At 75.4% G+C, this 23,225-nt stretch carries 19 protein-coding genes; 10 read left to right on the plus strand and 9 right to left on the minus strand.

The features are described 5' to 3' along the window. Positions 1 to 490 precede the first annotated feature (490 nt). The 5 genes from BS72_RS14130 (at position 491) to BS72_RS14150 (ending at position 5,558) form a co-directional block, all read left to right on the plus strand. Entirely contained in the window at positions 491 to 1,033 is a 543-nt protein-coding gene (locus BS72_RS14130; RefSeq protein WP_037910818.1) for a YceI family protein, read from the plus strand. A gap of 336 nt (positions 1,034 to 1,369) precedes the next feature. Next, a complete protein-coding gene (locus tag BS72_RS14135; protein WP_037910821.1) occupies positions 1,370 to 1,672 on the plus strand; it encodes a chaplin family protein in 303 nt (100 codons plus the stop codon). Next, positions 1,669 to 3,006, plus strand: coding sequence for a tetratricopeptide repeat protein (locus BS72_RS14140; protein ID WP_232792402.1), 1,338 nt, complete (start codon positions 1,669 to 1,671; stop codon positions 3,004 to 3,006). The genes BS72_RS14135 and BS72_RS14140 overlap by 4 nt, the downstream gene beginning before the upstream one ends. A 165-nt stretch (positions 3,007 to 3,171) precedes the next feature. Continuing rightward, positions 3,172 to 4,986 (plus strand): FUSC family protein, encoded by a 1,815-nt coding sequence (locus tag BS72_RS14145; protein ID WP_078901354.1) that lies wholly within the window; start codon positions 3,172 to 3,174, stop codon positions 4,984 to 4,986. Beyond that, positions 4,983 to 5,558 carry a MarR family winged helix-turn-helix transcriptional regulator gene (locus tag BS72_RS14150; protein WP_037910823.1) on the plus strand — a complete coding sequence of 192 codons (576 nt, stop codon included), beginning with the start codon at positions 4,983 to 4,985 and terminating at the stop codon, positions 5,556 to 5,558. The genes BS72_RS14145 and BS72_RS14150 overlap by 4 nt, the downstream gene beginning before the upstream one ends. A gap of 248 nt (positions 5,559 to 5,806) precedes the next feature. Here the strand turns inward: BS72_RS14150 and BS72_RS14155 are convergent, their stop codons facing one another. The 3 genes from BS72_RS14155 to BS72_RS14165 all read right to left on the minus strand — a co-directional run bounded on the left by BS72_RS14155 (position 5,807) and on the right by BS72_RS14165 (position 9,557). Then, a complete protein-coding gene (locus BS72_RS14155; RefSeq protein ID WP_037910826.1) occupies positions 5,807 to 7,402 on the minus strand; it encodes a purple acid phosphatase family protein in 1,596 nt (531 codons plus the stop codon). A 146-nt stretch (positions 7,403 to 7,548) separates the two neighbouring features. After that, positions 7,549 to 8,355 carry a sirohydrochlorin chelatase gene (locus BS72_RS14160; protein ID WP_198545891.1) on the minus strand — a complete coding sequence of 269 codons (807 nt, stop codon included), beginning with the start codon at positions 8,353 to 8,355 and terminating at the stop codon, positions 7,549 to 7,551. Between the two features lie 71 nt (positions 8,356 to 8,426). Continuing rightward, on the minus strand, positions 8,427 to 9,557 hold the full coding sequence (locus BS72_RS14165; protein ID WP_037910830.1) for a uroporphyrinogen-III synthase: 1,131 nt from the start codon (positions 9,555 to 9,557) through the stop codon (positions 8,427 to 8,429). A 190-nt stretch (positions 9,558 to 9,747) separates the two neighbouring features. On the opposite strand from BS72_RS14165, the gene BS72_RS14170 reads away from it, so the two are divergent. The 5 genes from BS72_RS14170 to BS72_RS14190 all read left to right on the plus strand — a co-directional run bounded on the left by BS72_RS14170 (position 9,748) and on the right by BS72_RS14190 (position 17,913). Beyond that, positions 9,748 to 11,982 carry a molybdopterin oxidoreductase family protein gene (locus tag BS72_RS14170; RefSeq protein ID WP_078901355.1) on the plus strand — a complete coding sequence of 745 codons (2,235 nt, stop codon included), beginning with the start codon at positions 9,748 to 9,750 and terminating at the stop codon, positions 11,980 to 11,982. After that, on the plus strand, positions 11,976 to 13,292 hold the full coding sequence (locus BS72_RS14175; protein WP_078901356.1) for an NAD(P)/FAD-dependent oxidoreductase: 1,317 nt from the start codon (positions 11,976 to 11,978) through the stop codon (positions 13,290 to 13,292). Before BS72_RS14170 ends, BS72_RS14175 begins: the two co-directional genes overlap by 7 nt. Further along, entirely contained in the window at positions 13,289 to 15,892 is a 2,604-nt protein-coding gene (gene nirB / locus BS72_RS14180) for a nitrite reductase large subunit NirB (RefSeq protein ID WP_107498786.1), read from the plus strand. Before BS72_RS14175 ends, nirB begins: the two co-directional genes overlap by 4 nt. Then, positions 15,889 to 16,302 carry a nitrite reductase (NAD(P)H) small subunit gene (locus BS72_RS14185; RefSeq protein ID WP_078901357.1) on the plus strand — a complete coding sequence of 138 codons (414 nt, stop codon included), beginning with the start codon at positions 15,889 to 15,891 and terminating at the stop codon, positions 16,300 to 16,302. The genes nirB and BS72_RS14185 overlap by 4 nt, the downstream gene beginning before the upstream one ends. A gap of 252 nt (positions 16,303 to 16,554) precedes the next feature. After that, on the plus strand, positions 16,555 to 17,913 hold the full coding sequence (locus BS72_RS14190; protein ID WP_037910833.1) for a nitrate/nitrite transporter: 1,359 nt from the start codon (positions 16,555 to 16,557) through the stop codon (positions 17,911 to 17,913). A 76-nt stretch (positions 17,914 to 17,989) separates the two neighbouring features. On the opposite strand, the gene BS72_RS14195 is transcribed toward BS72_RS14190, so the two are convergent. From BS72_RS14195 to BS72_RS14215, 6 genes are all read right to left on the minus strand, one after another. Then, positions 17,990 to 18,877: a SigB/SigF/SigG family RNA polymerase sigma factor gene (locus BS72_RS14195; RefSeq protein ID WP_037910836.1), complete on the minus strand. Its 888-nt coding sequence runs from the start codon at positions 18,875 to 18,877 to the stop codon at positions 17,990 to 17,992. A gap of 120 nt (positions 18,878 to 18,997) precedes the next feature. Next, entirely contained in the window at positions 18,998 to 19,681 is a 684-nt protein-coding gene (locus tag BS72_RS14200; protein WP_051951099.1) for a response regulator transcription factor, read from the minus strand. Beyond that, a complete protein-coding gene (locus tag BS72_RS37225) occupies positions 19,678 to 20,007 on the minus strand; it encodes a sensor histidine kinase (protein WP_051951100.1) in 330 nt (109 codons plus the stop codon). The genes BS72_RS14200 and BS72_RS37225 overlap by 4 nt, the downstream gene beginning before the upstream one ends. Further along, the gene (locus BS72_RS39540) at positions 19,914 to 21,053 is read right to left on the minus strand and encodes a histidine kinase (RefSeq protein WP_322942244.1); all 1,140 of its coding nucleotides are present in this window, start codon (positions 21,051 to 21,053) and stop codon (positions 19,914 to 19,916) included. The genes BS72_RS37225 and BS72_RS39540 overlap by 94 nt, the downstream gene beginning before the upstream one ends. Positions 21,054 to 21,073: 20 nt before the next feature. Further along, a complete protein-coding gene (locus BS72_RS14210; RefSeq protein WP_063836070.1) occupies positions 21,074 to 21,862 on the minus strand; it encodes an ABC transporter permease in 789 nt (262 codons plus the stop codon). An 88-nt stretch (positions 21,863 to 21,950) separates the two neighbouring features. Further along, positions 21,951 to 22,934: an ABC transporter ATP-binding protein gene (locus tag BS72_RS14215; RefSeq protein WP_078901358.1), complete on the minus strand. Its 984-nt coding sequence runs from the start codon at positions 22,932 to 22,934 to the stop codon at positions 21,951 to 21,953. Positions 22,935 to 23,225 lie beyond the last annotated feature (291 nt).

Below are 23,225 nucleotides of genomic sequence, written 5' to 3' on the forward strand. Positions count from 1 at the left end.
CTATCCCGTTCCGTCGCCACCGGGAAATCAGGAATCGCCGTCGAAGCCGGTCCCCGAGGGGCGTTTTCCGCCGGGCCGACCGCGGCCGGGACATTCGGGAACGGCCGCCGAGCCGAGGGCGGCTCAGCCGACCCGGTCCCGACTCCCGCACCGGTGGCGGAAGGTCGGGTACCGGAGGACCGGGTACCGGTGGCCGGGCAGAGGGCGTGCGGGCGGTCGGCGTATCGGCGGTGAGCGCAACGGCGGTGAGCGCAGCGGCGGTGGGCGCAACGGCGGGGTGGTGCCGAAGCGTCCGACCGTCGCGGATTATCCGGGAATTCCTTGTTCCACTTCCCCTCGCACGGGAACGCCTACGGGAATTCCACCACGCGGAGTAGGAATTGGCCGATCAGGGATATCCTGTATCCGACGCGACGACCAGAGATGATCATCAATGCGTCCGCTCCATCCGTTGTTCTCGTTCGGATCGCCAAGAGGAGCACCCACCAGCATGTCCACGCAGGTCAGCATTCCGGGTTATGCCGCCGGCACCTGGGCGATCGACGCCGCCCGTTCCGACGTCTCCTTCCGGGCCCGCCTCCTCGGCTTCGCCAGGGTCCGCGGCACCTTCCCCGAGGTCGAGGGCACGATCTCGCTGGCGGAGGACCCGCTCGACTCGTCGGTCGCCGCCGTCGTCCGGACCGCGTCGGTGACGACCGCCAACAAGCGCCGGGACGACCACCTCCGCCACGACGACTTCCTCAACGCCGAGCAGTACCCGACGATGTCCTTCGCCTCCACCGCGGTGCGGCCCGAGGGCGACGACTTCCTCGTCGACGGCGACCTCACCATCCGCGCCACCACCAAGCCGGTGACGCTGCGCCTGAAGCCCACGGGCTTCGCCCCGGGCGCCGACGGCAGGCAGGCGGCGACGTTCTCCGCCACCACCGAGATCGTCTGCACCGACTTCGGCGTGACGCGCGGCAAGTCGGCGTTCGCGGTCGGCGACAAGGTCGAGATCGTCCTCACCGTCGAGGCCGGCCAGCAGGCTTGACGGCCGGGCCGTGCGCGGGAGAAGCCGGCTCCCGCCCCTCCGCGCACGGCCCGCGCCCGCCCCCTTCGCGCACGGCCCGCGCCCGCCCGTCGGACCGCCTCAGCGCTCAGGCGCCCAGACCTCTCCGGCTTCACTCAGGCCGTCGTGGACGGAGGAGTGCCCCCCGTGGGAACCCGCCGAACCCGCTGAACCCGCTCCGGACGACAGCGATGGTTACGGAGCGTGTCCGAAATCGAGGTCCGTCGTTGGTCACGGTGACGGTCCGGGTTCGTCCGGGCAGCGCGGGGTCTGTACGGGTGGTTGCCGGGGCGCGACCCCGGACGGAGGAGGAGCGCGATGGGTACGGAGACACGAGGCCACGGCGGGCGCGCGGGCAGCCGGGTCGCGGTGCTGGGCGCGGTGGCCGGGGCGACGCTGCTTCCGGCGGGAGCGGCGCACGCGAGCGTCGTCGGGGTCGGGAACGCGGTGTTCGGCAACAGCTGCGTCACCCTGGACAGCGGCGCCCGGGCCGAGGGCGCCACGGTGGGCGGAAGCGGGCTCCTGGGCGGCAACACGGCCGGCCTGCCGTTGAGCCTGCCGCGCAACCACTGCGGCAACAGCGGCATCGTCTGCACGGCCGTCTTCATGGCCAGCGTATGACGGTGCGGAAGTGGGCCGGGACCGTCGGGTTGGAGGCGTCCGTCCGGCTGGATGCGAGCGCCCCGCCGGACGGAAACGGCCTCGCCGCCGGGCGGGAAGCGGCGGCGGACCAGGCCGTGGCGGAGCTGCTGGCTCTGAGCGGGCGGGCGCTGCCGCTGCTGCGGGAGTGGGCGGCGGCGGAGCCGGGCTGCGGCGTGGCGCGGGCGCTGCTGGTCTTCGCCACCGCCGACGGGCTGGACGACGCCGCCCTGAAGGAGCAGCTGGTGATCGCGCACCGGGACGCGCGGGCCGTCGGCGAGCGGGAGGCGAGCCTGGTCCACGGGGTGTTCCTGCACACCCACCGGCAGTACCGGCTGGCGTCCGACCACCTGGCGGGGCACTTCGCCCGGTGGCCCGCCGACGAGCAGGCCGGGCTCATGCTGGGCGCCTTCTCCTCCTGCGGGGACGCCGCCTACCGCGCTTACGGCGACGCCCTGGTGGAGCGGCAGTCCGCGCTGGCCGGGCCGGAGAACTGGCCGTGGACGAGCTGGCTGGCCGCGATCCGGGCCGAGCAGGGCCGGGTACGGGAGGCGCACGAGCTGGCCGAACGGGCGCTGGAGCTGCACCCCCGCTCGGGTGTGGCCGCGCACGCCCTCGCGCACGCCGAGCACGAGCTCGGGGCCGGGCCCGCCGCCGTCGGCTTCGTGGACCAGTGGCTCGCCGAGGACCCGCAGGCCGTCCAGGCGCGGCACCTGGGCTGGCACGCCGCCCTTCAGGCGATCGCTTGCGGGGACTTCGCCGAGGCGCGGCGGCGGGCCGACCGGGCGCTGGCCGTCACGGACGTCGGTATGCGCGCCGCGACGAACTGGCGGCTGCTGCTGGCAGGGCAGGAACCCGCCGGCCGCAGCGACCCGGCCCAGGTGCGCGAGCTGCTCGCCGCGCCGGGCGGGACGGCGGAGATCTTCCACACCTTCAACCTCGCCCTCGCCCTGGCCGTCGAGGCCGCCACCGACGACCTGCGCGCCCTCGCCCGCCGGGCCGCCGCCGACCCGCGCCCCGACTTCCGCGAGGTCCTCGCGCCGGTGGCCGAGGCGCTGGCCGAGGTCACCGCGGGCCGCCCCCGCGCGGCCGTGGACCTGCTGGGCGCCCTGGGTGAGAGGGCGGAACGGATCGGCGGGGTGCGCGTGGAGCGGGAGATCGTCCAGGACACCCTCGCCCGCGCCCTCGTCGACGCCGGCGAGCCCGCCCGCGCCGCCGAGCTGCTCCACCACCGGACCACCACCCGCCGCCACCACGCGTACGAGGACCTGCTCCGCGCCGAGCGCCCTCCGGCCGCCGGCCCCGCGCCCCGCTGACCCGCTCTCCCTCGCACCCGCCCCCCTCTCACGCCCCCTCACGCCCTCTCACGCCTGCAAGCCGCCGCCCGCGAGTGCCGAAACCCTCGCTGACCTGGGATGACTCGTGGGTGGCGTGACCGACGGCATATCTTTCACGAGTAAAACACCTGTTAGTCTATTGGTATGCGCACTGTTCCGTCCCCTCGTCCGCCCGCCCCCGGCACCCCGGCAGTGACCCCCCGGGTCCGGCCGTTGCCGCTCGGCCGCGCGCTGCGGCCGGCCCGGCCGTCGGACACCTGGTTCAAGCCGGCGACCAGCGTGCTCGTCGCCCAGCTGGTGCCGAACCTGATCCTGCTGCTGATCGGGCGGCTGGACCTGGCCATGTTCACGATGGCCGGGTCGCTGTGCGCGCTCTACACGCACCACCTTCCCTACGTCGCCCGCGCCCGGGGGCTGCTCCTGGTGGTCGGCGGTATGACCGCCGGTGTCGGGGTGGCCCTGGGGGCCTCCGCGCTCACCTCGTCCGTGCCGGTGCTGATCACGGTGGCCGCCGCGCTGGCCGCGGTGCAGAAGGCCGTGTGCGACGCCACCGCGGTCGGGCCGCCCGGGCCGGTGGTGATGACGTTCATCACCTCCGGCACGCTCTTCGCGCCGAACTCGGCCGGGCAGATCCCCGCCCACCTCGGGCTGGTCCTCGCCGCCGGGGCGTTCGCCTGGCTGGTCGGCATGGCCCCGGTCCTGCTGTTCCCGCAGGGTCCCGAGCGCCGCGCCACCGCCCGCGCGCTGCGCGCCGCCGCCGCGTACGCCGACACCCGGGGCGAGGCCCCGGGCCACGAGCGGCTGCGCGCGGCCGCCGCCGGTGCCGTGCACGCCGCCTGGCAGACGCTGCTGGCCGCCGGGGCCGACCGGCCCGAGCGGCGCGCCCGGGAGCTGGAGCTCCTGGTGGTCCGTGCCGAGGTGGCGCTGGCCGCGCCCGCCGCCACCGACGCCGGCCAGCTGCGTACCTGGGCAGCGGCCCTGCCCGGCCGCGGCCCGCTGCCCCGGCCCGCCGGCCTGCCCGGCGGCAGCGCCGAGGCCGAACTGGCCGGCATCGAGGCCGAGCTGGCCGTGCCCCGGCCCCGCTGGTGGCACCGCCTGGCCCCGGGCTCGGCCGCCGGCCCGATCGTGCTGCGGACCTTCCTGGGCTGCGCGCTGGCCGGTTACGCCTCGTACGCCGCCGGGATCGACCGGCCCTACTGGGCGGTGATCGCCGCGTCCTCCATCTACCAGGCCAACGTCACTCTCACCTGGAACCGTGCCGTCCAGCGGTCCGTCGGCACCCTCCTCGGGATGCTGGTGTTCGCCGCGATCACGCCCCTGATCCACATCGGGGCGCTGCCGATGGTGCTGTGCACGGCGGTGTTCGCGTTCGGCGCGGAGGCGCTGATCACCCGCAACTACTGGCTGGGCAGCCTCTGTGTGAACCCGATGGCCCTGCTGATCACCCAGTTCGCCCACCACCAGCCCAGCGGCCGGCTGGTCGGCGACCGGCTCCTGGACACGGTCATCGGCGTCGCGGTCGGGTTCGCGACCGCCGTGGCCGTCACCAACCGCCGGGCCGGCAGCCACCTGGAACGGGCCCTGGACGCGACCGACGCCGCCCGGGTCCGCTGCGAGCGGGCGCTGGTCGACGAGGACGCCGACCCGGCCGCCCGTGAGAACGCGCGGCGCGACCTGGGCGCCGCGCTGGTCGGTCTGCGGGTGGCCGCCGACGCGGCCGCCGGTGAGTGGTGGCAGCGGGCGCTGCCCGAGGAGCGGCTGCTCGACGTGGAGCAGGCCGGGCACCTCACGCTCGCGGCTGCGGTACGGCAGCGCGCCGCAGCGGCCGAGCGCCGGGCGCTCGCGGCTGCCAGCACCGCCGGACGCCGCTCCGCCACGCCCGCCACGTCCGCCACGTCCGCGGCGCCCACGACGCCCGCCACGTCCGCCACGTCCGCCACCGAGGAGGCAGGCCGGTGACGACGCCCGACGGCACGCCCGACGACGACAGGGCCGGCACCTCCGGCGGAGGCGGGAACCGCGCCCACGGGGACGACAGCGTGATGACCGTCGTCCGGCAGTGGCACGCCGTGCACCCCGGCCTGGCGACCGCGCCCATGGAGCTCATCGGACGGCTCAACCGGTGTGCCGCACTGCTCCAGCAGGCGGAGGACGCGCCGCTGCGGCTGGCCGGGCTGAGCCGCGCCGAGTTCGACCTGCTGGGCGCGCTGCGCCGCACCGGCCGGGCGCTGACCCCCGGCGACCTGGCCAAGGAGACGTTCTCCTCCGGCGCGGCGGTCACCAAGCGGCTCAAGCAGCTCACCGAACGCGGCCTGGTGGAGCGGCGCGGGGACAGCCGGGACCGCCGGGTGATCCGCATCCACCTCACGGACCAGGGCCGCGACCTCGTCGACGGCATCCTGCCCGGCCAGCTCGCCTACGAGGCGGCGGCCCTCTCCGGCCTCCGCGCCGGCGAACAGGCCGACCTCGCCGGCCTGCTGAGCGCCCTGCTGGTCCAGTTGGAGGGCCGGCTCGGCGGCTTCCGCCCCTGAGCCCGGCCCCCGCGGCCGCTCCTCACCCGAGCACCCGACCCGCACCCGGGCCGACGCCGGGTACGGCAGGGCCCCGTTCCGCCTGGTTCTGGCGGAACGGGGCCCTGCGCTCGGACCGGCCCAAGGCGCGGGCGCGGCCGTACGGCTGGGCGTCAGCGCGCGCCCGGCCTCAATGCGCGCCCGGCTTCAGCGTGCTTGGCTTCAGCGGGCTTGGCCTCAGCGCGCGCCCGGCCTCGGCGCCCTCGGCGTCAGTGCGCCTGGCGGGCGACCGTGAAGTGGTCGATGCGCTGGCCGGTCTCGGCGATCGCCGACACCGTCAGCGTCGACTCGCGGCCGGCGCGCGCCGGCTGGACGTCGATCGAGACGAACGAGTAGCCGGTGTAGCGCACCCGCGACCAGTGGACGGTGTCGGCCACCTGGCCGCCGCCCTGGGCGGAGTGCCAGGTGGTGACGGAGTCGACGTGCTGCTCGTGGCCCTCGTAGCTGTCGGGGGCCGGGAAGCTGTACAGGCTCTTGCCGGCGCCGCCCGCAGTGATGTAGACGGTGCCGTCCGTCGCCGGGCGGGTGGTGGCGCCGATCTCGACCTGGCGGGACACCTGACCGTCGCGGATCGCGTCGGTCCGCTCGTAGACGTGGTTGTGGCCGTTGATCACCAGGTCGACCTGGTGCTTCTCGAAGATCGGCACCCACTGCGCCTGCACACCGCCGTCGGAGGCGTGCGAGGTCGTGGTCGAGTAGGAGCAGTGGTGGAAGAAGACCACCAGGAAGTCGATGCCGCGCTGCTTGCGGTAGCGGGCCAGGGTGCTGTCCAGCCACGCGGTCTGCTTGCCGCCGGAGATCCCGTAGTTGGCGGGGATCTCGTAGGAGACGTCGTTGGCGTCGAGCGCGATCACCGCGGTGTTGCCGTAGACGAAGGTGTACGTACCCGGCTGGTTCTTCGGGTCGTGGCCGGTCGCCGGCAGGGACCAGCGGGCCTCCTGGCCGCCGTAGCCGTTCGGCGAGTACCAGGCCTCCATGTCGTGGTTGCCGGTCGTCACCATCCACGGGATCCGGGAGGACACCGACTCGGTCTGCGCGAGGAACTGGTCCCAGGTGCGGGCGTCGTAGTCGCCGGAGTCGCTCTGCTGGCCGGAACCGTCCGGGTCGGCGTAGCAGATGTCGCCCGCGTGCAGGTGGAACGCCGGGTTCTGGGCCAGGATCAGCGAGTCGTTGGCCAGCGCGTGGTAGCTGACGCCCTGGTCGCCGAACGCGGTGAAGGTGAACCGCTCCGCCTGCGCGGGGGCGGTGGTGAAGCTGCCGACGGTGTTGAACGCGCCGGGCAGCGCCGGGTCGAAGCCGTCGTGGCCGACACCGTAGTAGTACGTGGTGCCGGGGCGCAGGCCGCCGACCGCCGCGTGCAGGTAGTACTGGTCCACGGCGGGCAGCTTGCTGTTGAGCAGCTGCGGGGTGTGCAGGTCGCGCACCTCCGCCTCGATCTTGTGGCTGAGCGACCACGGCTGCAGGCCGATCCGCACGAACGGCCGGGTCACCGCGAGCGGCACCTGCCAGGAGATGGTGAACTGCGAGCGCGGGTCGGCACCGAACTGCAGGTGCCGTCCGAACGGCGCCACCAGCGCGCCGTCCACCTGGTGCCCGGTGGCGGGCTTCGTGACGAACGCCGGGCTCGGGGAGGCGGCCCGGGCGACGCCGCCCATCAGGCCCGATGCGGCCACGGTGCCGGCCGCCATCGCGCCACCCATCATGACGCGGCGCCGCGAGAGCTTGGTCCGCAGGTACTCGTGCTGCTCGGCCATGCTCATGCGCGAGGCGAGCCGCGCGCCGATACCCATGTCAGGAGTGTCCATGCGGTGCAATCTGGCATCAGCGGCAGCGGAGTTGGCGACTCGCAGGTGAACTCTCCCGGGCGATCCGGGTGTGTGGGAGCCGGGTCGGCGGCCGCGCCGGCCCCCGGAGCCGCACCCGATGACGGCAGTCCCGTCCGTCCCTGCCCTCACCGTCCCGCCGCCCCGGCTCCTGCCGCAGGCACCGGCCGCCGGGCCGCGCCGCACACCTCGTCGTACCGCAGCGCGACGAGGCGGGCGACCGCGTCGTGCGGACCGAACGGCGCGGAGGTGACCACGGCCCCGGCGCCGACGGCGCGGGCGGCGAAGAAGCCCGGGCCCAGCAGGTACGCCGCGACACCGACGCGGACGTGCCCCCGCGCCCGCAGCGCGGCGACAGCCTCGGCGACCGTGGGGCCGGCCGCGCCGAGGTAGGCGGGGACCACCTCGGGACGGCCGGGCAGGCGGTCGCGCAGCATCGACGCCATGGCCGCGGCCCCGGCGTTCGCGGCAGGGTCGGTGGACCCGGCCGCGGCGAGGACCACCGGCCCGTCCCCCGGGCGCCGGCCGGCCTCGGCGAGGCGGTCGGCAAGCGCTTCGGCCAGCAGCGGGTGCGGGCCGAGCGCACGGGCGGTCCGGGCGCGCGGGCGGGGCGCGGCGGCCAGCGCCCGGGGGATGTCGACACGGACGTGGTAGCCGGCGCCGAGCAGCAGCGGCACCACGACCACCTCGCTCGTCCCACCGCTCATCCCACCAGCGCCGCCGGCCTCGCCCACGCCGCCCGCACTGCCCGCACTGCCCGACTCCCCCGCGCTGTCCGTCCCCGCCGCCAGTCGGGCCAGCGCGTCGGGCAGCGAGGGTTCCACCAGGTCGAGGTAGCACCGCTCCACCCTCAGCTCGGGCCGCAGCGCCCGCACCCGGGCCACCAGCGCCTCGGTCGCCGCCACCCCCGCCGCGCTGCGGGTGCCGTGCGCCACGGCCAGCAGGGTGGGCCGGGCGGCGCCGGGCCGCGGAACCCTGCCCGGCACAGGGGCCGGCACAGGGGCCGTCATCCCGCCGCCAGCCGGTAGCCGCGCTTGGGGACGGTCCGCACCAGGTCGCCGTGGGGGCCGAGTGAGGCCCGCAGCCGGGCGATCGCCGCCTCCACGGCGTGCTCGTCGGCGTCGGAGTCCGCCCAGGCGCGGCGCATGAGTTCGGCGCGGCTGAGCACCCGGCCCGGCCGCTCCGCCAGCGCGCGCAGCAGCGTCGCGCTCTTCGGCGACAGCCAGCGGCTCTCACCGTCCACCAGCAGCGCGCTGCCCTGGAGGACCAGCTCCCGGCCCTCGATCCGCACCTCCCGGCGGCCGCGCGAGGGCAGCTGCTCGGTCAGGGTGCGCACCAGGGCGCCGAGGCGGCCGCGTTCGGGCCAGACCACCGGCAGCCCGGCCGCCAGCAGCGGCCGGGCGCAGACCGGACCCACGCAGACCGGCAGCACGTCCTCCCGCATCGCCGCCAGCACCTGCTCGTACCGGCCGTCGGCGGTCGCGGTCTGCAGGAACGCGGTGATCGCGGGGGCGCTGGTGAACGTCACCGCGTGCACCTCGCGGCGCACGGTCTGCTCGACCAGCCGGCGCACCGGCCCGGGGTCCACCGGCGGCGCCCACCGGTAGACGGGCACGGAGACGACCTCGGCGCCGCGTTCACGCAGCGCCGCGCTGAACGAGCTGAGCGGCAGGCCGTGCTCCTGCACCGCGATCCGGCGGCCGGTCAGCGGCCTGGCCAGCAGCCAGGTCAGCAGTTCGTCGGTGGCCTCGCTGTGCGGGGAGTACGCCTCGCCCAGGCCGCTGGCGCGGACCGCGCCGGTCGCCTTCGGGCCGCGCGTCAGCACCACCGCGTCCCGGCAGGCGGCAGCCAGTTCGGCGCCGCGTCCCCAGCCGTCCGCCGCGCTCATCCACCCGCGCCAGCCGACGCCGGTGGTGGCCACCACGTAGTCCAGGGGCGCGGTCAGGCACCGCTCGGTGGCGCGGCGCAGCGCGATGTCGTCCTCCAGCGGAAGGATGCGCAGCGCCGGGGCCTCCACCACCCGGGCGCCGCGCCGGGTCAGCAGCGCCACGAGTTCGTCGCGGCGGCGGGCGGCGGTCACGCCGACGGTGAAGCCGGTCAGCGGACCGGCCTCGGCCGGGTTCGTGGAGGTGGCCATGACCGTAGGGTCCGGCCGCCCGGTTTCCGGGACATTGCGCCGCGGTCGCGCCCGCGTTAGACCAACCCGGCTCCGTGTTACGGAAGATGTCGCGCTCCGCACCACGTCACCCTTGCCGCGTGAGGGACGGGTACCCCGGGCGCAACACGGGTGACAAGGGAGCGTAACGCCCCGCCGTCATGGTCGTGGCATGGCAACCACCACCGACACCCACTGCCCGTACTGCTCGTTGCAGTGCGGCATGCGCCTGGCGGTGCCCGACGGCGGCGCCGGGTCCGGGGACAGCGCCGGGTCCGGGTCCGGCGGGGCGCTGCCGCTCGTGGTCGAGCGGCCCGAGTTCCCCGTCAACCGGGGGGCGTTGTGCGGGAAAGGGCAGAACGCCGCCGCGCTCCTGAACCCGGCGGCACGGCTGACCACGCCGCTGCTGCGGGAGCGCGGGAACGGCCGCCACCGCGGTGAGCTGCGGGCGGCGAGCTGGGACGAGGCGCTGGACCGGGTCGCGGGCGGCTTCGCGGCGGTCCGGGCCGAGCACGGCGCCGACGCGGTGGGCGTCTTCGGCGGTGGCGGCCTCACCAACGAGAAGGCCTACCAGCTGGGCAAGTTCGCCCGGGTGGCGCTGGGCACGGCCACCATCGACTACAACGGCCGCTTCTGCATGTCCTCGGCCGCGGCGGGGAACCGCGCCGCCTTCGGGCTGGACCGCGGGCTGCCCTTCCCGCTGGCGGACATCCCGCACACCGAGTGCCTGATCCTGGTCGGCGGCAACCCGGCCGAGACGATGCCGCCGGCGCTCCGCTACTTCCGCGAACTGCGGGAGAACGGAGGCACGTTGATCGTGGTCGACCCGCGCCGCACCCGTACCGCGGAGCAGGCCGACATCCACCTGCGGTCGCTGCCCGGCGCCGATCTGGCGCTCGCGCTGGGCCTGTTGCACCTGCTGATCGCCGACGGCATGGTGGACACCGCCTTCGTCGCGGCCCGCACCACCGGCTTCGAGGAGGCCCGCGCGGCGGCGATGGCGCACTGGCCGGAGCGTGTCGAACGGCTGACCGGCGTCCCCGCCGCCCAACTCCGGGACGTCGCACGCCGTTTCGGGCAGGCCCGCACCGGGATGGTACTGACCGCGCGCGGCCCGGAGCAGCAGAGCAAGGGCACCGACACCGTCAAGGCGTGGATCAACCTGTGCCTGGCGTCAGGCAAGGCGGGCCGGCCGTACTCCGGCTACGGCTGCCTGACCGGCCAGGGGAACGGGCAGGGCGGGCGCGAGCACGGCCAGAAGGCGGACCAGCTCCCCGGCTACCGGTCGATCGACGACCCGGCGGCGCGCGAGCACGTCGCCAGGGTCTGGGGGGTCGACCCGGCCACGCTGCCACGGGCGGGCCGTTCGGCCTACGAGCTGCTGGACAGCCTCGGGCGGCCCGGCCCGGACGGCGTCCGCGCCCTGCTGGTGATGGGCTCCAACCCGGTCGTCTCCGCGCCCCGCGCCGCCCATGTCACCGAACGGCTGCGCGCGCTGGACCTGTTGGTGGTCAGCGACCTGGCACTGTCCGAGACCGCCCAGCTCGCCGACGTGGTGCTGCCCAGCGCCCAGTGGGCCGAGGAGACGGGCACGATGACCAACCTCGAAGGCCGGGTGGTCCTGCGCCGGCGCGCCGTGGACCCGCCGCCGGGCGTGCGCGGCGACCTGTGGCTGATCCGCGAGCTCGCCCGGCGGCTCGGCTTCGAGCAGGGCTTCGACGACGACCCGGAGACGGTCTTCGACGAGCTGCGCCGCGCCTCGGCCGGCGGCCCGGCCGACTACTCCGGCATCACCTACGAACGGGTCCGGGCCGAGGACGGCGTCTTCTGGCCCTGTCCGGCGCCCGACCACCCCGGAACCCCCCGGCTCTTCCTGGACGCCTTCGCCACACCCGACGGCCGGGCCCGCTTCAGCGCCGTCACCCACCGCCCGGCGGCGGAGGAGCCCGACACCGACTACCCGCTCCGCCTGACCACCGGACGCGTGCTGTCCCAGTACCAGAGCGGCACCCAGACCCGGCGCGTCAGCGCCCTCAACTCCGCCGCGCCCGGCCCCTTCGTCGAGCTGCACCCGCTCCTGGCCCGCCGACTGGACGTCACTGAAGGCGAGTTGCTCGCGGTCACCTCCCGGCGCGGGCGGGCGGTCGCGCCGGCCCGGATCACCGACACGATCCGGCCCGACACGGTGTTCATGCCCTTCCACTGGGCGGGTGCCGGCCGGGCCAACACCCTCACCAACCCGGCGCTGGACCCGACGTCGAAGATGCCCGAGTTCAAGGTCTGCGCCGTCCGCGTCGAGACGGTCCGGGCGGAGGCGGCGGCGCGGGCGCGGGCCCGGACACCGGAACCCCCGCCCTCCCCCGGCTCTCACCCCACGCCCGGTTCCGCGCCCGGGGCGCCATCGTGACCCGGCGCCGCATCGCGGTGGTCGGCGGCGGGATGGCCGCCGCGCGGTTCGCCGAACGCCACCACGCGCTCGGCGGCACCGCCGAGGTCACCCTGCACGGAGCCGAACCGCGCGCCCCCTACAACCGCGTCCTGCTCGCCGACGTCCTCACCGGCCGCTACGACGCCGAGGCCATCACGCTGCCCACCGGCACCGCGCGGCTGGACGTCGGCAGCGAGGTCGTGGCAGTGGACCCCGGCGCCCGCACCCTGACGCTCGCCGACGGCCGCCGCGAGCCCTGGGACCACCTCGTCCTCGCGACCGGCGCCAACCCGCTGCTGCCGCCCGTCCGGGGGCTGCGCGATCCGGCGGGCGGCCGGCTGCGCGAGGGCGTGCACACCCTGCGCACCCTCGCCGACTGCGTCCGGCTGGCCGAGGCGGCCGCCACGGCCAGCCGCGCGGTGGTCGTCGGCGGCGGGGTGCTCGGCGTCAGCGCCGCCCGCGCGCTGGCCGCGCTCGGGCTCGACGTCGAGATCGTCCACCAGGGGCCGCACCTCATCGAGCGCCAGCTCGACGAGGACGCCGCGACGGCGCTCGGCGCCGGACTGCGCCGGCTCGGCGTCGAGACCTACCTCGGCAACCGCGCCCGCGCCTACGCGGAAGGCGCCCCCGACGGCACCGGCCGGCACGTCGAGCTGGCCACCGGCTACCGCCTCGGCACCGACCTGGTCGTCCTCGCCTGCGGGGTCCGGCCGCGCACCGCGCTCGCGCACGCCGCCGGGCTGCGCGTCGGCACCGGCGTCGTCGTCGACGACACCCTGGCCACCTCCTCGCCGGGGGTGTACGCCGTCGGCGACTGCGTCGAGCACCGCGGCACGGTGCACGGCCTGTCCGGCCCGGCCTGGGAGCAGGCCGACGTGCTCGCCGCGCGGCTGTCCGGCGCCGACCCGCACGCCCGCTACGGCGGCTCCCGCCCGCTGTCCCGGCTCACCGCGGGCCCACTGGAGTACGCGGCCTTCGGCGAGGTCCACCACGGTGACGAGGAGCCGGCCGCCGACCCGGAGCTGGACGTGCTGCGGCTGAGCGACGCCACCCGCGGCAGCTACAAGAAGCTCGTGCTGCGCGGCGACCGCCTGGTCGGCGCGATCCTCCTCGGCGACCTGGCGACCGTGGACGGTCTCACCCGCGCCTACGAGCACGACGACCCGCTGCCCGGCCTCCCCCTCCACCTCCTCACCGCCGCCGTCCCCACGGCGGCACCCCCACCCACGACCACGCCCACCCGAGCCACCGACGCGCCCGCCCCGACCGCCCAGGGAGTTGCCCGATGACCCCGATGCCACGCCCCCAGACGTCCCAGCCGGTGAAGGACCTCGTCGTGGTCGGTCACGGCATGGTCGGCCAGCGCTTCCTGGAGGCGCTGGCCGAGCAGCCCGGCGCCGCCGGGTGGCGGGTCACCGTGCTCGCCGAGGAGCCCCGCCCGGCCTACGACCGGGTCCACCTGACCTCGTGGTTCTCCGGAGCCGACGAGCGGGAGCTGTCGCTCACCCCGCCCGGGTTCCTCGCGGAGCACGGCATCGACCTGCGGCTGGGCGACCCGGCCGTCGCGATCGACCGGGCCGCGCGGACCGTCACCACCGCCTCCGGCCGGACGGTGCCCTACGACGCCCTGGTGCTGGCCACCGGCTCCTACCCGTTCGTCCCGCCCGTCCCCGGCCACGACGCCGCCGGCTGCCACGTCTACCGCACCATCGAGGACCTGGAGGCCATCCGCGCCGACGCCGAGCGGTCCCGGACCGGCGTCGTGGTCGGCGGCGGCCTGCTCGGCCTGGAGGCGGCGGGGGCGCTCGGCGCGCTCGGCCTGGAGACGCACGTGGTGGAGTTCGCGCCGCGGCTGATGGCGATCCAGGTCGACGAGGGCGGCGGCCGGCTGCTCAAGCGGAAGATCGAGGACCTCGGCGTCCACGTGCACACCGGCGCGGGCACCCAGGCGCTGCTCGTCGGCGAGGACGGCCGGGTGCGGTCCATGCGGCTGTCCGACGGCCGCGAACTCCCCGCCGACCTCGTGGTCTTCTCCGCCGGGGTACGCCCCCGCGACCAGCTCGCGCGGGAGAGCGGCCTGCCGGTCGGCGAACGCGGCGGCATCGTCGTCGACGAGCGCTGCCGCACCGCGGACCCGGACGTGTACGCCGTCGGCGAGTGCGCGCTGGCCGCCGACGGCCGGGTCTACGGCCTGGTCGCCCCCGGCTACGCGATGGCCGAGACCGCCGCCCGCGCCCTGGCCGGCGGCTACCGCGACGAGCACGCCTTCACCGGTGCCGACACCTCGACCAAGCTCAAGCTGCTCGGCGTGGACGTCGCCAGCTTCGGCGACGCGCACGGGGCGGCCGAGGGCGCGCTCGACGTCCTCTACAGCGACAGCCGCTCGGGCGTCTACCGCAAGCTGGTGATCGGCCGCTCCGGTCAGCTGCTCGGCGGCGTGCTGGTCGGCGACACCGAGTCGTACGGGCTGCTGCGCCCGCTGGCGCTCGCCGGCAGACCCCTGGAGACCGCCCCCGAACAGCTCGTCCTGCCCGCCGGCCTCGGCCCGGCCGGACCGGTCGCGCTGCCGGACGACGCCGTGGTCTGCTCCTGCCACAACGTCAGCAAGGGCGCGATCAGGGCGGCCGTCCGCGACGAGGGCCGCCACACCGTCCCCGAGGTCAAGAAGTGCACCAAGGCAGGTACCGGCTGCGGCAGTTGCGTCAAGACGCTGACCACCATCGTCAGCGAGGAGCTGGCGGCCGGCGGCGTCAGCGTCGCGCGCGGACTGTGCGAGCACTTCGAGCACACCCGCGCGGAGCTCTACGAGATCGTCCGGGTCACCGGCATCACCTCGTTCTCCGCCCTGGTCGACGGCCACGGCCGGGGCGAGGGCTGCGACGTCTGCAAGCCGGCCGTCGCCTCGATCCTGGCCGGCCTGGCGGGCGGCCACATCCTGGACGGCGAACAGGCCGCGCTCCAGGACACCAACGACCACTTCCTCGCCAACATCCAGCGCAACGGCTCCTACTCCGTCGTCCCGCGCATCCCGGGCGGCGAGATCACCCCCGCCGGGCTGATCACGATCGGTGAGATCGCCCGCGACTTCGGCCTCTACACGAAGATCACCGGCGGCCAGCGGATCGACCTCTTCGGCGCCCGCGTGGACCAACTCCCGCAGATATGGCGGCGGCTGGTGGACGCCGGCTTCGAGTCCGGCCACGCCTACGGCAAGTCGCTGCGGACAGTGAAGTCCTGCGTCGGCGAGACCTGGTGCCGCTACGGCGTGCAGGACTCGGTGGGCCTGGCCATCGAACTGGAGCTGCGCTACCGGGGGTTGCGCTCCCCGCACAAGCTCAAGTCGGCCGTCTCCGGGTGTGCGCGGGAGTGCGCCGAGGCGCAGGGCAAGGACTTCGGCGTCATCGCCACCTCCTCCGGCTGGAACCTCCACATCGGCGGCAACGGCGGGACGACCCCGCGCCACGCCGACCTGCTGGCGGCCGACCTGGACCGCGAGACGCTGATCCGCACCATCGACCGGTTCCTGATGTTCTACATCCGCACCGCGGACCGGCTGGAGCGGACCTCCTCCTGGCTGGAGCGGATCGAGGGCGGCCTGGACCACGTGCGGGCCGTCGTCATGGACGACTCGCTGGGCATCTGCGCCGAGCTCGACGCGCTGATGGAACGGCACGTCGGCGCCTACCAGGACGAGTGGGCGGCCGTGCTGGACGACCCCGCGCTGCTACGCCGCTTCGCCTCCTTCGTCAACGCGCCCGGCACCCCGGACCCGGCCGTGACCTTCGTCCCCGAACGCGGCCAGGTCCGCCCGGCCCGCCCCGGCGAGGACGGGCGGCCCCTCACCCCGGCGCTCGTCGCCGGCCCCCGACTGGAGGTGCGCACCGCGTGAGCAGGACCGTGGAACTCTTCGACGGCACCGCCTGGACACCGGTCTGCGACCAGGCCGACCTGGTCCCCGGCCGCGGCGTGGCGGTCCTCACCGCCGGCGGCGAGCAGGTCGCCGTCTTCCTCGACCGCGCCGGCGGCCTGCACGCGCTCGACAACCGCGACCCGTTCAGTGGCGCGTACGTCATCTCCCGCGGCATCCTCGGCAGCCGCGGAGACGCCCCGACGGTGGCCTCGCCGATGTACAAGCAGGTCTTCGACCTGCGCGACGGGCGCTGCCTCGACGAGGAGACCGCCCCCGACGGCACGCCCGCCGTCCTGCGGGTCTGGCCGGTGCGCGGCACGGCGGCCGAGGCCCCGCGTCCCGCGCCGCGGCCCGCCCCGGCGCAGCCCTCACAGCCGGCCGGGGCGTGAGTGCACGGCCCGTAGCACGTTCGACCGGCGGCGCGGCGGCCGGCGAAACCTCCCGCTCGTAGCGTCGCCCGGGACGGCGCGGGCAGGCCGGACCAACCACCGAATCGGACGAGGCGGGTGACCACCGATGAGCACGGTCGTCGGAACGGACGGCACAGGAGGCACGGACAGGACGGGAGGCACGGACAGGACGGGAGGCACGGACAGGACGGGGCCGGACTCCGACAGGGGCGTCGGAGCGGCCCCGGCGCCGTGGCGGGCCCGGCCGCCGCGGCCGGCCGGGCCCGGCGGCGCAGCGTCACGGACTGGCGCCCGGAGGACGAGGCGTTCTGGGCGGCCGGGGGCGCCGCGGTCGCCCGCCGCAACCTGGTCCTCTCGGTGCTCTCCGAGCACGTCGGCTTCTCGGTGTGGAGCCTGTGGTCGGTGCTGGTGCTGTTCCTCGGGCCGGAGTACCACATCGACGCGGCGGGGAAGTTCACCCTCACCGCACTGCCGACGGCGCTCGGCGCGACGCTGCGGCTGCCGTACACCTTCGCTGTGGCGAGGTTCGGCGGCCGCAACTGGACGGTGGTGAGCGCGCTGCTGCTGCTCGTCCCCACCCTGCTGGCCGGGGCCGTCCTGCACCCCGGGGTGTCCTACGGGACGCTGCTGGCGGTGGCCTGCGTCGCGGGCGTCGGCGGCGGCAACTTCGCCTCGTCGATGGCGAACATCAACGCCTTCTACCCGCAGCGGCTCAAGGGCTGGGCGCTGGGCGTCAACGCCGGCGGCGGCAACCTCGGGGTCCCGGTGGTCCAGTTGGTCGGCCTGCTGGTGCTGGCCACGGCGGGCGCCGGGCACCCGAGGCTGGTGCCGCTGGCCTACCTGCCGCTGATCGTGCTGGCGGCGCTGGGCGCGGCCCTGCGGATGGACAACCTCGCCTCGCTCAGCAGCGACCGGCGGGCGCTGCGCGAGGTCGCCGGGGACCCGCACAGCTGGGTGATGTCGCTGCTCTACATCGGCACCTTCGGCTCGTTCATCGGCTTCGGCTTCGCCTTCGGGCAGGTGCTCCAGGTGCAGTTCCACGACCAGTTCGACACCCCCGTCAAGGCCGCCTACCTGACCTTCCTGGGGCCCCTGCTCGGTTCGCTGGCGCGCCCGGTCGGCGGGAGGATGGCGGACCGCTGGGGCGGTGCCCGGGTGACGCTGTGGACGTTCGCCGCGATGGCCGCGGGCGCGGGGCTGGTGCTGGCCGCCTCGCGGGCGGGCTCGCTGCCGCTGTTCCTCACCGGCTTCACCGCCCTCTTCGTGCTGAGCGGCGTCGGCAACGGCTCGACCTACACGATGATCCCGGCCGTCTTCCAGGCCAGGGCCCGGTCCGCCGTCGCGTCGGGCGCGGACCCGGAGACCGCGGAGCACGACGCCCGCCGCCGGTCGTCGGCGCTCATCGGCCTGGCGGGCGCGATCGGCGCGTTCGGCGGGGTGCTGGTGAACATCGCCTTCCGCCAGTCCTTCCTGGCCACCGCCACCGGCGACGACGCCTACCTGGCCTTCCTCGCGGTGTACGCGGTCTGCTCCGCGGTCACCTGGACCGTCTACCTCCGCCCGGGCCGGTCCGCGCCGGGCGGAATCTGAGCAGCGGTACCGCCGGGCCCGGCGCCGCCCCGGGCCGGTCCGCGGCCGGTCCGCCTGTCGGCGCTACCTGTCGGCCCTACCTGTCGGTGAGCATCCCGGCGCGGAGCTTGGCGAGGGTGCGGGAGAGCAGCCGGGAGACGTGCATCTGGGAGTAGCCGAGTTCGGCGCCGATCTCCGCCTGGGTCATCTCCTGGCCGAAGCGCAGCCGCAGGATCAGCCTCTCCCGCTCGGTCAGCCGCTCCAGCATCGGCGCCAACGCGCGGAAGTCCTCGACGAGTTCCATCGCCGGGTCCGGGCCGCCGATGGTGTCGGCGTAGGAGCGGCTGCTTCCGTCGCCGTCCTCACCGTCGGCGGGCAGGTCGATGGAGCCGGCGGTGTAGCCGTTGGCGGCGACCAGCCCCTCGACGGCCTCCTCCTCGGTGATGCCCAGATGGGCGGCGAGTTCGGCGACGGTGGGCGGCGCGTCCAGGGTGGCGGTGAGGTGGTCGCGGGCCTTGGCCAGCTCCAGCCGCAGCTCCTGGAGCCGCCGGGGGACGTGCACGGCCCAGGACGTGTCGCGGAAGAACCGTTTCATCTCGCCGACGATGTACGGGACGGCGAAGGTGGTGAACTCCACCTCCCGGGAGAGGTCGAAGCGGTCGATGGCCTTGATCAGCCCCACGGTGCCGACCTGGAGGACGTCCTCCATCTCCTCCTGGCCACGGCTTTGGAACCGCCGCGAGCAGAAGCGCACCAGGGACATGTTCATCTCGATCAGGGTGCCGCGCACGTGGCTGTACTCCGGGGTGCCCTCTTCCAGGGTCCGCAACCGGTCGAAGTACAGCCGCGACAGCTCCCGGGCGTCCTTCGGTGCGACCTTCACGGCCTCCTCGACGACCGGCAGCCCTTCGAGGGCCGCTTCGCCGTGGCCGGCCCGCGCCGACCCGGTGGCCGTCGTACCCGCACCGTACGTGGTTGCCGTCATGTGATCACCCAACGTCGCCGGCTGTGTCCTGAAGGCGCTTACCCGCCCTTCCGCCTCGCACACCCGGCACGTCGAAAACTCCTCCGATCCTCCTCCCGACACCACCGACATGGTGCCGCGTCAGGACTGCTGCGGCGGCCTGCGCGGGGTGAGCAGGCCGCGGTTGAACGCCTCGGCCACGGCGGCGGCGCGGTCGCCGACGCCCAACTTGCCGTAGGCGTTCAGCAGATGGGTCTTCACCGTGGCCTCGCTGATCAGCAGCCGGGCGGCCACCTCGCGGTTGGTGGCCCCGGCAGCCACCCACGTCAGGACCTCCAGCTCCCGCGGGCTCAGCAGCGCCGGGCCGGGCGTGCGGACCCGGTCCATCAGCCGGGCCGCGACCGAGGGCGCGAGCACCGCCTCGCGGTTGGCGGCGGCCCGCACCGCGCGCAGCAGCTCGGCCCGGGGCGCGTCCTTGAGGAGGTAGCCGGTGGCCCCCGCCTCGATCGCCGGGAGGACGTAGGCGTCGGAGTCGTAGGTGGTCAGCACCAGGACCCGGGCGGAACTGCCGGCCCTGGCCAGCTCGGTGATCGCGGTCACGCCGTCCGTGCCGGGCATGCGCAGGTCCATCAGGACGACGTCCGGTACGAGGCCGCCGGCCAGCCGGACCGCCTCGGCGCCGTCGGCCGCCTCGCCCACCACCTCGAACGCCGGGTCGGCGGCGAACATCCCGATCAGGCCGTCCCTGACCACGGGGTGGTCGTCGACGACCAGCAGCCTGATCGGGACCGGGGCCGGGGCGGGGGCCGGTACCGGGGAGTTCACGCGCCCACCCCGGCGATCCCGTGCGGGACCCGCGCGGAGACGGTCGTGCCCGCGCCCAGTTCCGACCGGACCCGCAGGGTGCCGGACACCCCCTCGATCCGCTCCCGCATCGCCTCCAGCCCGAACCCGCCGGCCGCCCCGGCCGTCGGGGCCGGGGCGGCCGGGGCGCTCCCGAAACCGCGGCCGTCGTCGCACACGTCCAACGTCACCTCGTCCTCCAGATAGCCCAGTGTCAGGGCGACGGTGGCGGCGCCGGCGTGCCGGGCCACGTTGGCCAGCGCCTCCTGCGCCGCCCGCAGCAGGGCCAGTTCGGCCTCCGGCGGCATCGGCCGGGCCGTCCCCGTGGTGGTGACCCGCACGGCCACGCCGTGCAGGGCGGACCAGCGCTCGGCCACCCCGGCCAGGGCCTCCCCCAGCCCGGCGGTCTCCAGCGGCTGCGGCCGCAGCGCGTCCACCGAGCGACGGGCCTCGGCCAGGCTCTCCCGGGCCAGCCGGGTGGCCGCCGCGAGGTGCGCCCGCCAGCGGTCCGGAACGCCGCCCGGACCACCCGCACTGCCCGGACCACCCGGACCACCCGGACCACCCGCACTGACGGCACCGCCCCGCCACCCACGTGGTCGCCCGCCTGCTCGGCGGCCTGCTCGGCGGCCTGCAACTGGGTGACGATCCCGATCAGGCCCTGCGCCAGCGTGTCGTGGATCTCCCGGGCCATCCGCTGCCGTTCGTCGAGGACCCCGGCCTCCCGCGCCTGGACCACCAGCCGCCGGTGCAGCGCGGCGTTCCCGGCCAGCGTCTCCTGGAGCCGGCGGTTGGCCTCCCGCACCTGCTCCAGCGCGGTCTGCCGCTCCTCGTTCTTCCGCTCGACGTCCCACTCCCACCAGGCCGCCCCGCACATGCCGACCACGTTGACGGCCAGCACCGCGCCGAAGGCGATGGCGCCGACGGCGCTGTCCTTGGGCACGGCGGACGCCTGGGCGCTGCCGGCTTCCAGCGCGACCGCGGCCACCCCCGGGAGCCGCCACGGCCAGGGCAGCAGGCCGAACGCGTAGGCGTAGCAGGCGGGCGTGAAGATGCCGAACCACGGATCGCGGACGACGAGGACGCCGTTGAGCACGACCAGCCCGGCGAAGAACAGCCCCATCACCCCGGGCCGTTCCCACCACGCGGGGTGCAGGGTGAACATCCACAGCATCCACACCGCGACCGCGGCGCACAGGCAGAGGTCGACCAGGAGCGCGCCGCCCGCCCCGCGCCTGACGACCACGGTGACGACGACGAGGGCGGCCAGCAGCCCGTACGGAACGATCGTCACCAGCGGAAGCAGCCGCGCGTCCTGCCCGCCCAACCGGGCAAGCGATTCCGCCCTGCTCATCGGCGTCCCCCGGGTCGCGCTCACTCCCAGCGGAACCATTTAACCGCTCCGGCCCCGAAGACGGCGGCGTAACCGGCGAGGGCGACGATCTGGAGCGGATGCGGCCAGTGGCCCTGCGTCGCGTCGCTCAGCGCCTGCACGGCCGCGCCGAGCGGGGTGAACCGGCTGACGTTCCGCAGGACCGGGGGCATGGCGGCCATCGGGAGGAACAGCCCGGCGAAGAACATCAGCCCGTAGAAGAGCGCGGCGCCCACGGCGTTGGCGACCCGGCCGTCGGGCGAGACCGCGACGACGAACAGGCCGATGGCGACGAGGGCGAGCGCGGCCAGCACGATGCCGACCAGGTACCCGCCGGCCTGGCGCGGCAGCGGCACCCCGAACGCCAGCCGGGCCACCAGGAGCAGGGCGGCCACGGAGACGGCCGCGGTCGCCAGGTTGACGAGGAGCTGCGCGGCCAGCACCCGGGCCGGCCCGACCGGGGTCGTGCGCATCCGGCGCAGCACCCCCTTGTCCCGGTAGCCGGCCAGCACCACGGGCACGACGTTGAAGGACAGCGTGGCCAGGACGAAGGCGGCGAGGATCGGGACGTACACGTCGAGCAGGGTGAGGCCGCCGAAGCCCGCACGACGCTGGTTGTAGTAGGGGATGTTGCCGAAGACGACCAGCAGCGCCAGCGGCAGCCCGACCGCGAAGACCGGGCCCACCCGCTCCCGGACGAAGAGTCTCAGCTCGACGAGGGCGAGTCGTCCCAGCACGGAACCCCGGTCCGTGCCGGGCGGGACGGGCCCCGTTGAGGTGCTGACGGGCATGACGTGCTCCTCCTGCTGCTCGATCGCTGCTTCCGAACCCGGCCGCCCCGGGCCCGGGCTACTTCCGGCCCGGCCATCCCGGGCCCGGCTACTTCCGGCCCGGCTGCTTCCGGCCCGGCTGCTTCCGGGACCGGCGGCTTCCGGGGTCGGCGGTGCCTGCTCCGTCGGCGCCGTGGCGGCCGGTCAGTGCCACGAACGCGTCCTCCAGGCTGGGCTGTTCCACCCGCAGCTGCTCGGCGGCGACGCTGGCGCGGGCCAGTACGGAGGTGACCGCGTTGAGGGCGTCGGCGGTGCCGGTGACCACGACGAGGTCGCCCTGGCGGGTGAGGCCGGTGACCTCGGGCAGGACCGTCAGCAGAGCGTCGTCGAACGGGGCGGAGGGCCGGAACCGGATGCGCTGCCCGCCCCGGACCCGCTCGGCCAGCGCCGCCGGGCTGTCCACCGCGACGACGCGGCCCCGGTCGATCACCGCCACCCGGTCGCACAGCCGCTCGGCCTCCTCCATGAAGTGGGTGACCAGCATGATCGTCACCCCACGGGCGCGGACGTCCTGGATCAGGCCCCACGCGTCGCGCCGGGCCCGCGGGTCCAGCCCGGTGGTGAGTTCGTCCAGGACGGCCACCTCCGGGCTCCCGACCAGCGCGAGGGCGATGGAGAGCCGCTGCCGCTGCCCGCCGGACAACCTGCCGTACGGGGTACGGGACCTGCCGGCCAGGCCGAGCACGTCCAGCAGGGCCCGCCGGTCGGCCGGCTTCCGGTAGAACGAGCCGTACAGCGCCAGCGCCTCGCCGACCGTCAGCCGGTCCGGGAGCCGCCCGTCCTGGAGCTGGACGCCGAGCCGCTGCGTCAACTCGGCCCGGTCGCGCCGGGGATCGAGCCCGAGCACCCTGATCTCGCCCCGGTCGGGCTCCCGCAGCCCCTCGACGCACTCCACGGTGGTCGTCTTGCCGGCGCCGTTCGGACCGAGGATCCCGAAGATCTCGCCCTGCTCCACGGTGAACGACACGTCATCGACCGCCACGTCCGTCCCGTAGCGCTTGTGCAGGTTCCGCACCTCGACAGCGGGCGGCATGGCGGCGTCCCTTCCCGTCCCGGAGACCTCCGGGCCACTGCGACCAGCCTCGCAGCGCGGGCGCCCCGCCGGCATCGACCGCCCGGCTCCCTTCCTCGGGCACCGGCCGATCCACCGCCCGGCTCAGCCCCATCAACCGATCGGCTGATCCGGACCCGGCGCCGGCGCCCGCCGCAGAGGGCCTCGGCGCCCTCCCGCGGGCGGCGGTCGCACCGACGACCCGCCCGGAACCCGACTGGAGCGCCTCACCACCGCCCTGGACTACCGCTCCTGGCACGGGTTCGGCATCGA

Origin of the sequence: Actinacidiphila yeochonensis CN732 (genome assembly GCF_000745345.1) — a bacterium.
GTDB lineage: Bacteria > Actinomycetota > Actinomycetes > Streptomycetales > Streptomycetaceae > Actinacidiphila > Actinacidiphila yeochonensis.

What these genes read in the sequence shown, in the direction of transcription:
- BS72_RS14130 (WP_037910818.1), top strand. Translation starts at nt 491, where the DNA reads ATGTCCACGCAGGTCAGCATTCCGGGTTATGCCGCCGGCACCTGGGCG.
- BS72_RS14135 (WP_037910821.1), top strand. Translation starts at nt 1,370, where the DNA reads ATGGGTACGGAGACACGAGGCCACGGCGGGCGCGCGGGCAGCCGGGTC.
- BS72_RS14140 (WP_232792402.1), top strand. Translation starts at nt 1,669, where the DNA reads ATGACGGTGCGGAAGTGGGCCGGGACCGTCGGGTTGGAGGCGTCCGTC.
- BS72_RS14145 (WP_078901354.1), top strand. Translation starts at nt 3,172, where the DNA reads ATGCGCACTGTTCCGTCCCCTCGTCCGCCCGCCCCCGGCACCCCGGCA.
- BS72_RS14155 (WP_037910826.1), bottom strand. Translation starts at nt 7,402, where the DNA reads ATGGACACTCCTGACATGGGTATCGGCGCGCGGCTCGCCTCGCGCATG.
- BS72_RS14165 (WP_037910830.1), bottom strand. Translation starts at nt 9,557, where the DNA reads ATGGCCACCTCCACGAACCCGGCCGAGGCCGGTCCGCTGACCGGCTTC.
- BS72_RS14170 (WP_078901355.1), top strand. Translation starts at nt 9,748, where the DNA reads ATGGCAACCACCACCGACACCCACTGCCCGTACTGCTCGTTGCAGTGC.
- nirB (WP_107498786.1), top strand. Translation starts at nt 13,289, where the DNA reads ATGACCCCGATGCCACGCCCCCAGACGTCCCAGCCGGTGAAGGACCTC.
- BS72_RS14195 (WP_037910836.1), bottom strand. Translation starts at nt 18,877, where the DNA reads ATGACGGCAACCACGTACGGTGCGGGTACGACGGCCACCGGGTCGGCG.
- BS72_RS37225 (WP_051951100.1), bottom strand. Translation starts at nt 20,007, where the DNA reads ATGCCGCCGGAGGCCGAACTGGCCCTGCTGCGGGCGGCGCAGGAGGCG.
- BS72_RS39540 (WP_322942244.1), bottom strand. Translation starts at nt 21,053, where the DNA reads ATGAGCAGGGCGGAATCGCTTGCCCGGTTGGGCGGGCAGGACGCGCGG.
- BS72_RS14210 (WP_063836070.1), bottom strand. Translation starts at nt 21,862, where the DNA reads ATGCCCGTCAGCACCTCAACGGGGCCCGTCCCGCCCGGCACGGACCGG.
- BS72_RS14215 (WP_078901358.1), bottom strand. Translation starts at nt 22,934, where the DNA reads ATGCCGCCCGCTGTCGAGGTGCGGAACCTGCACAAGCGCTACGGGACG.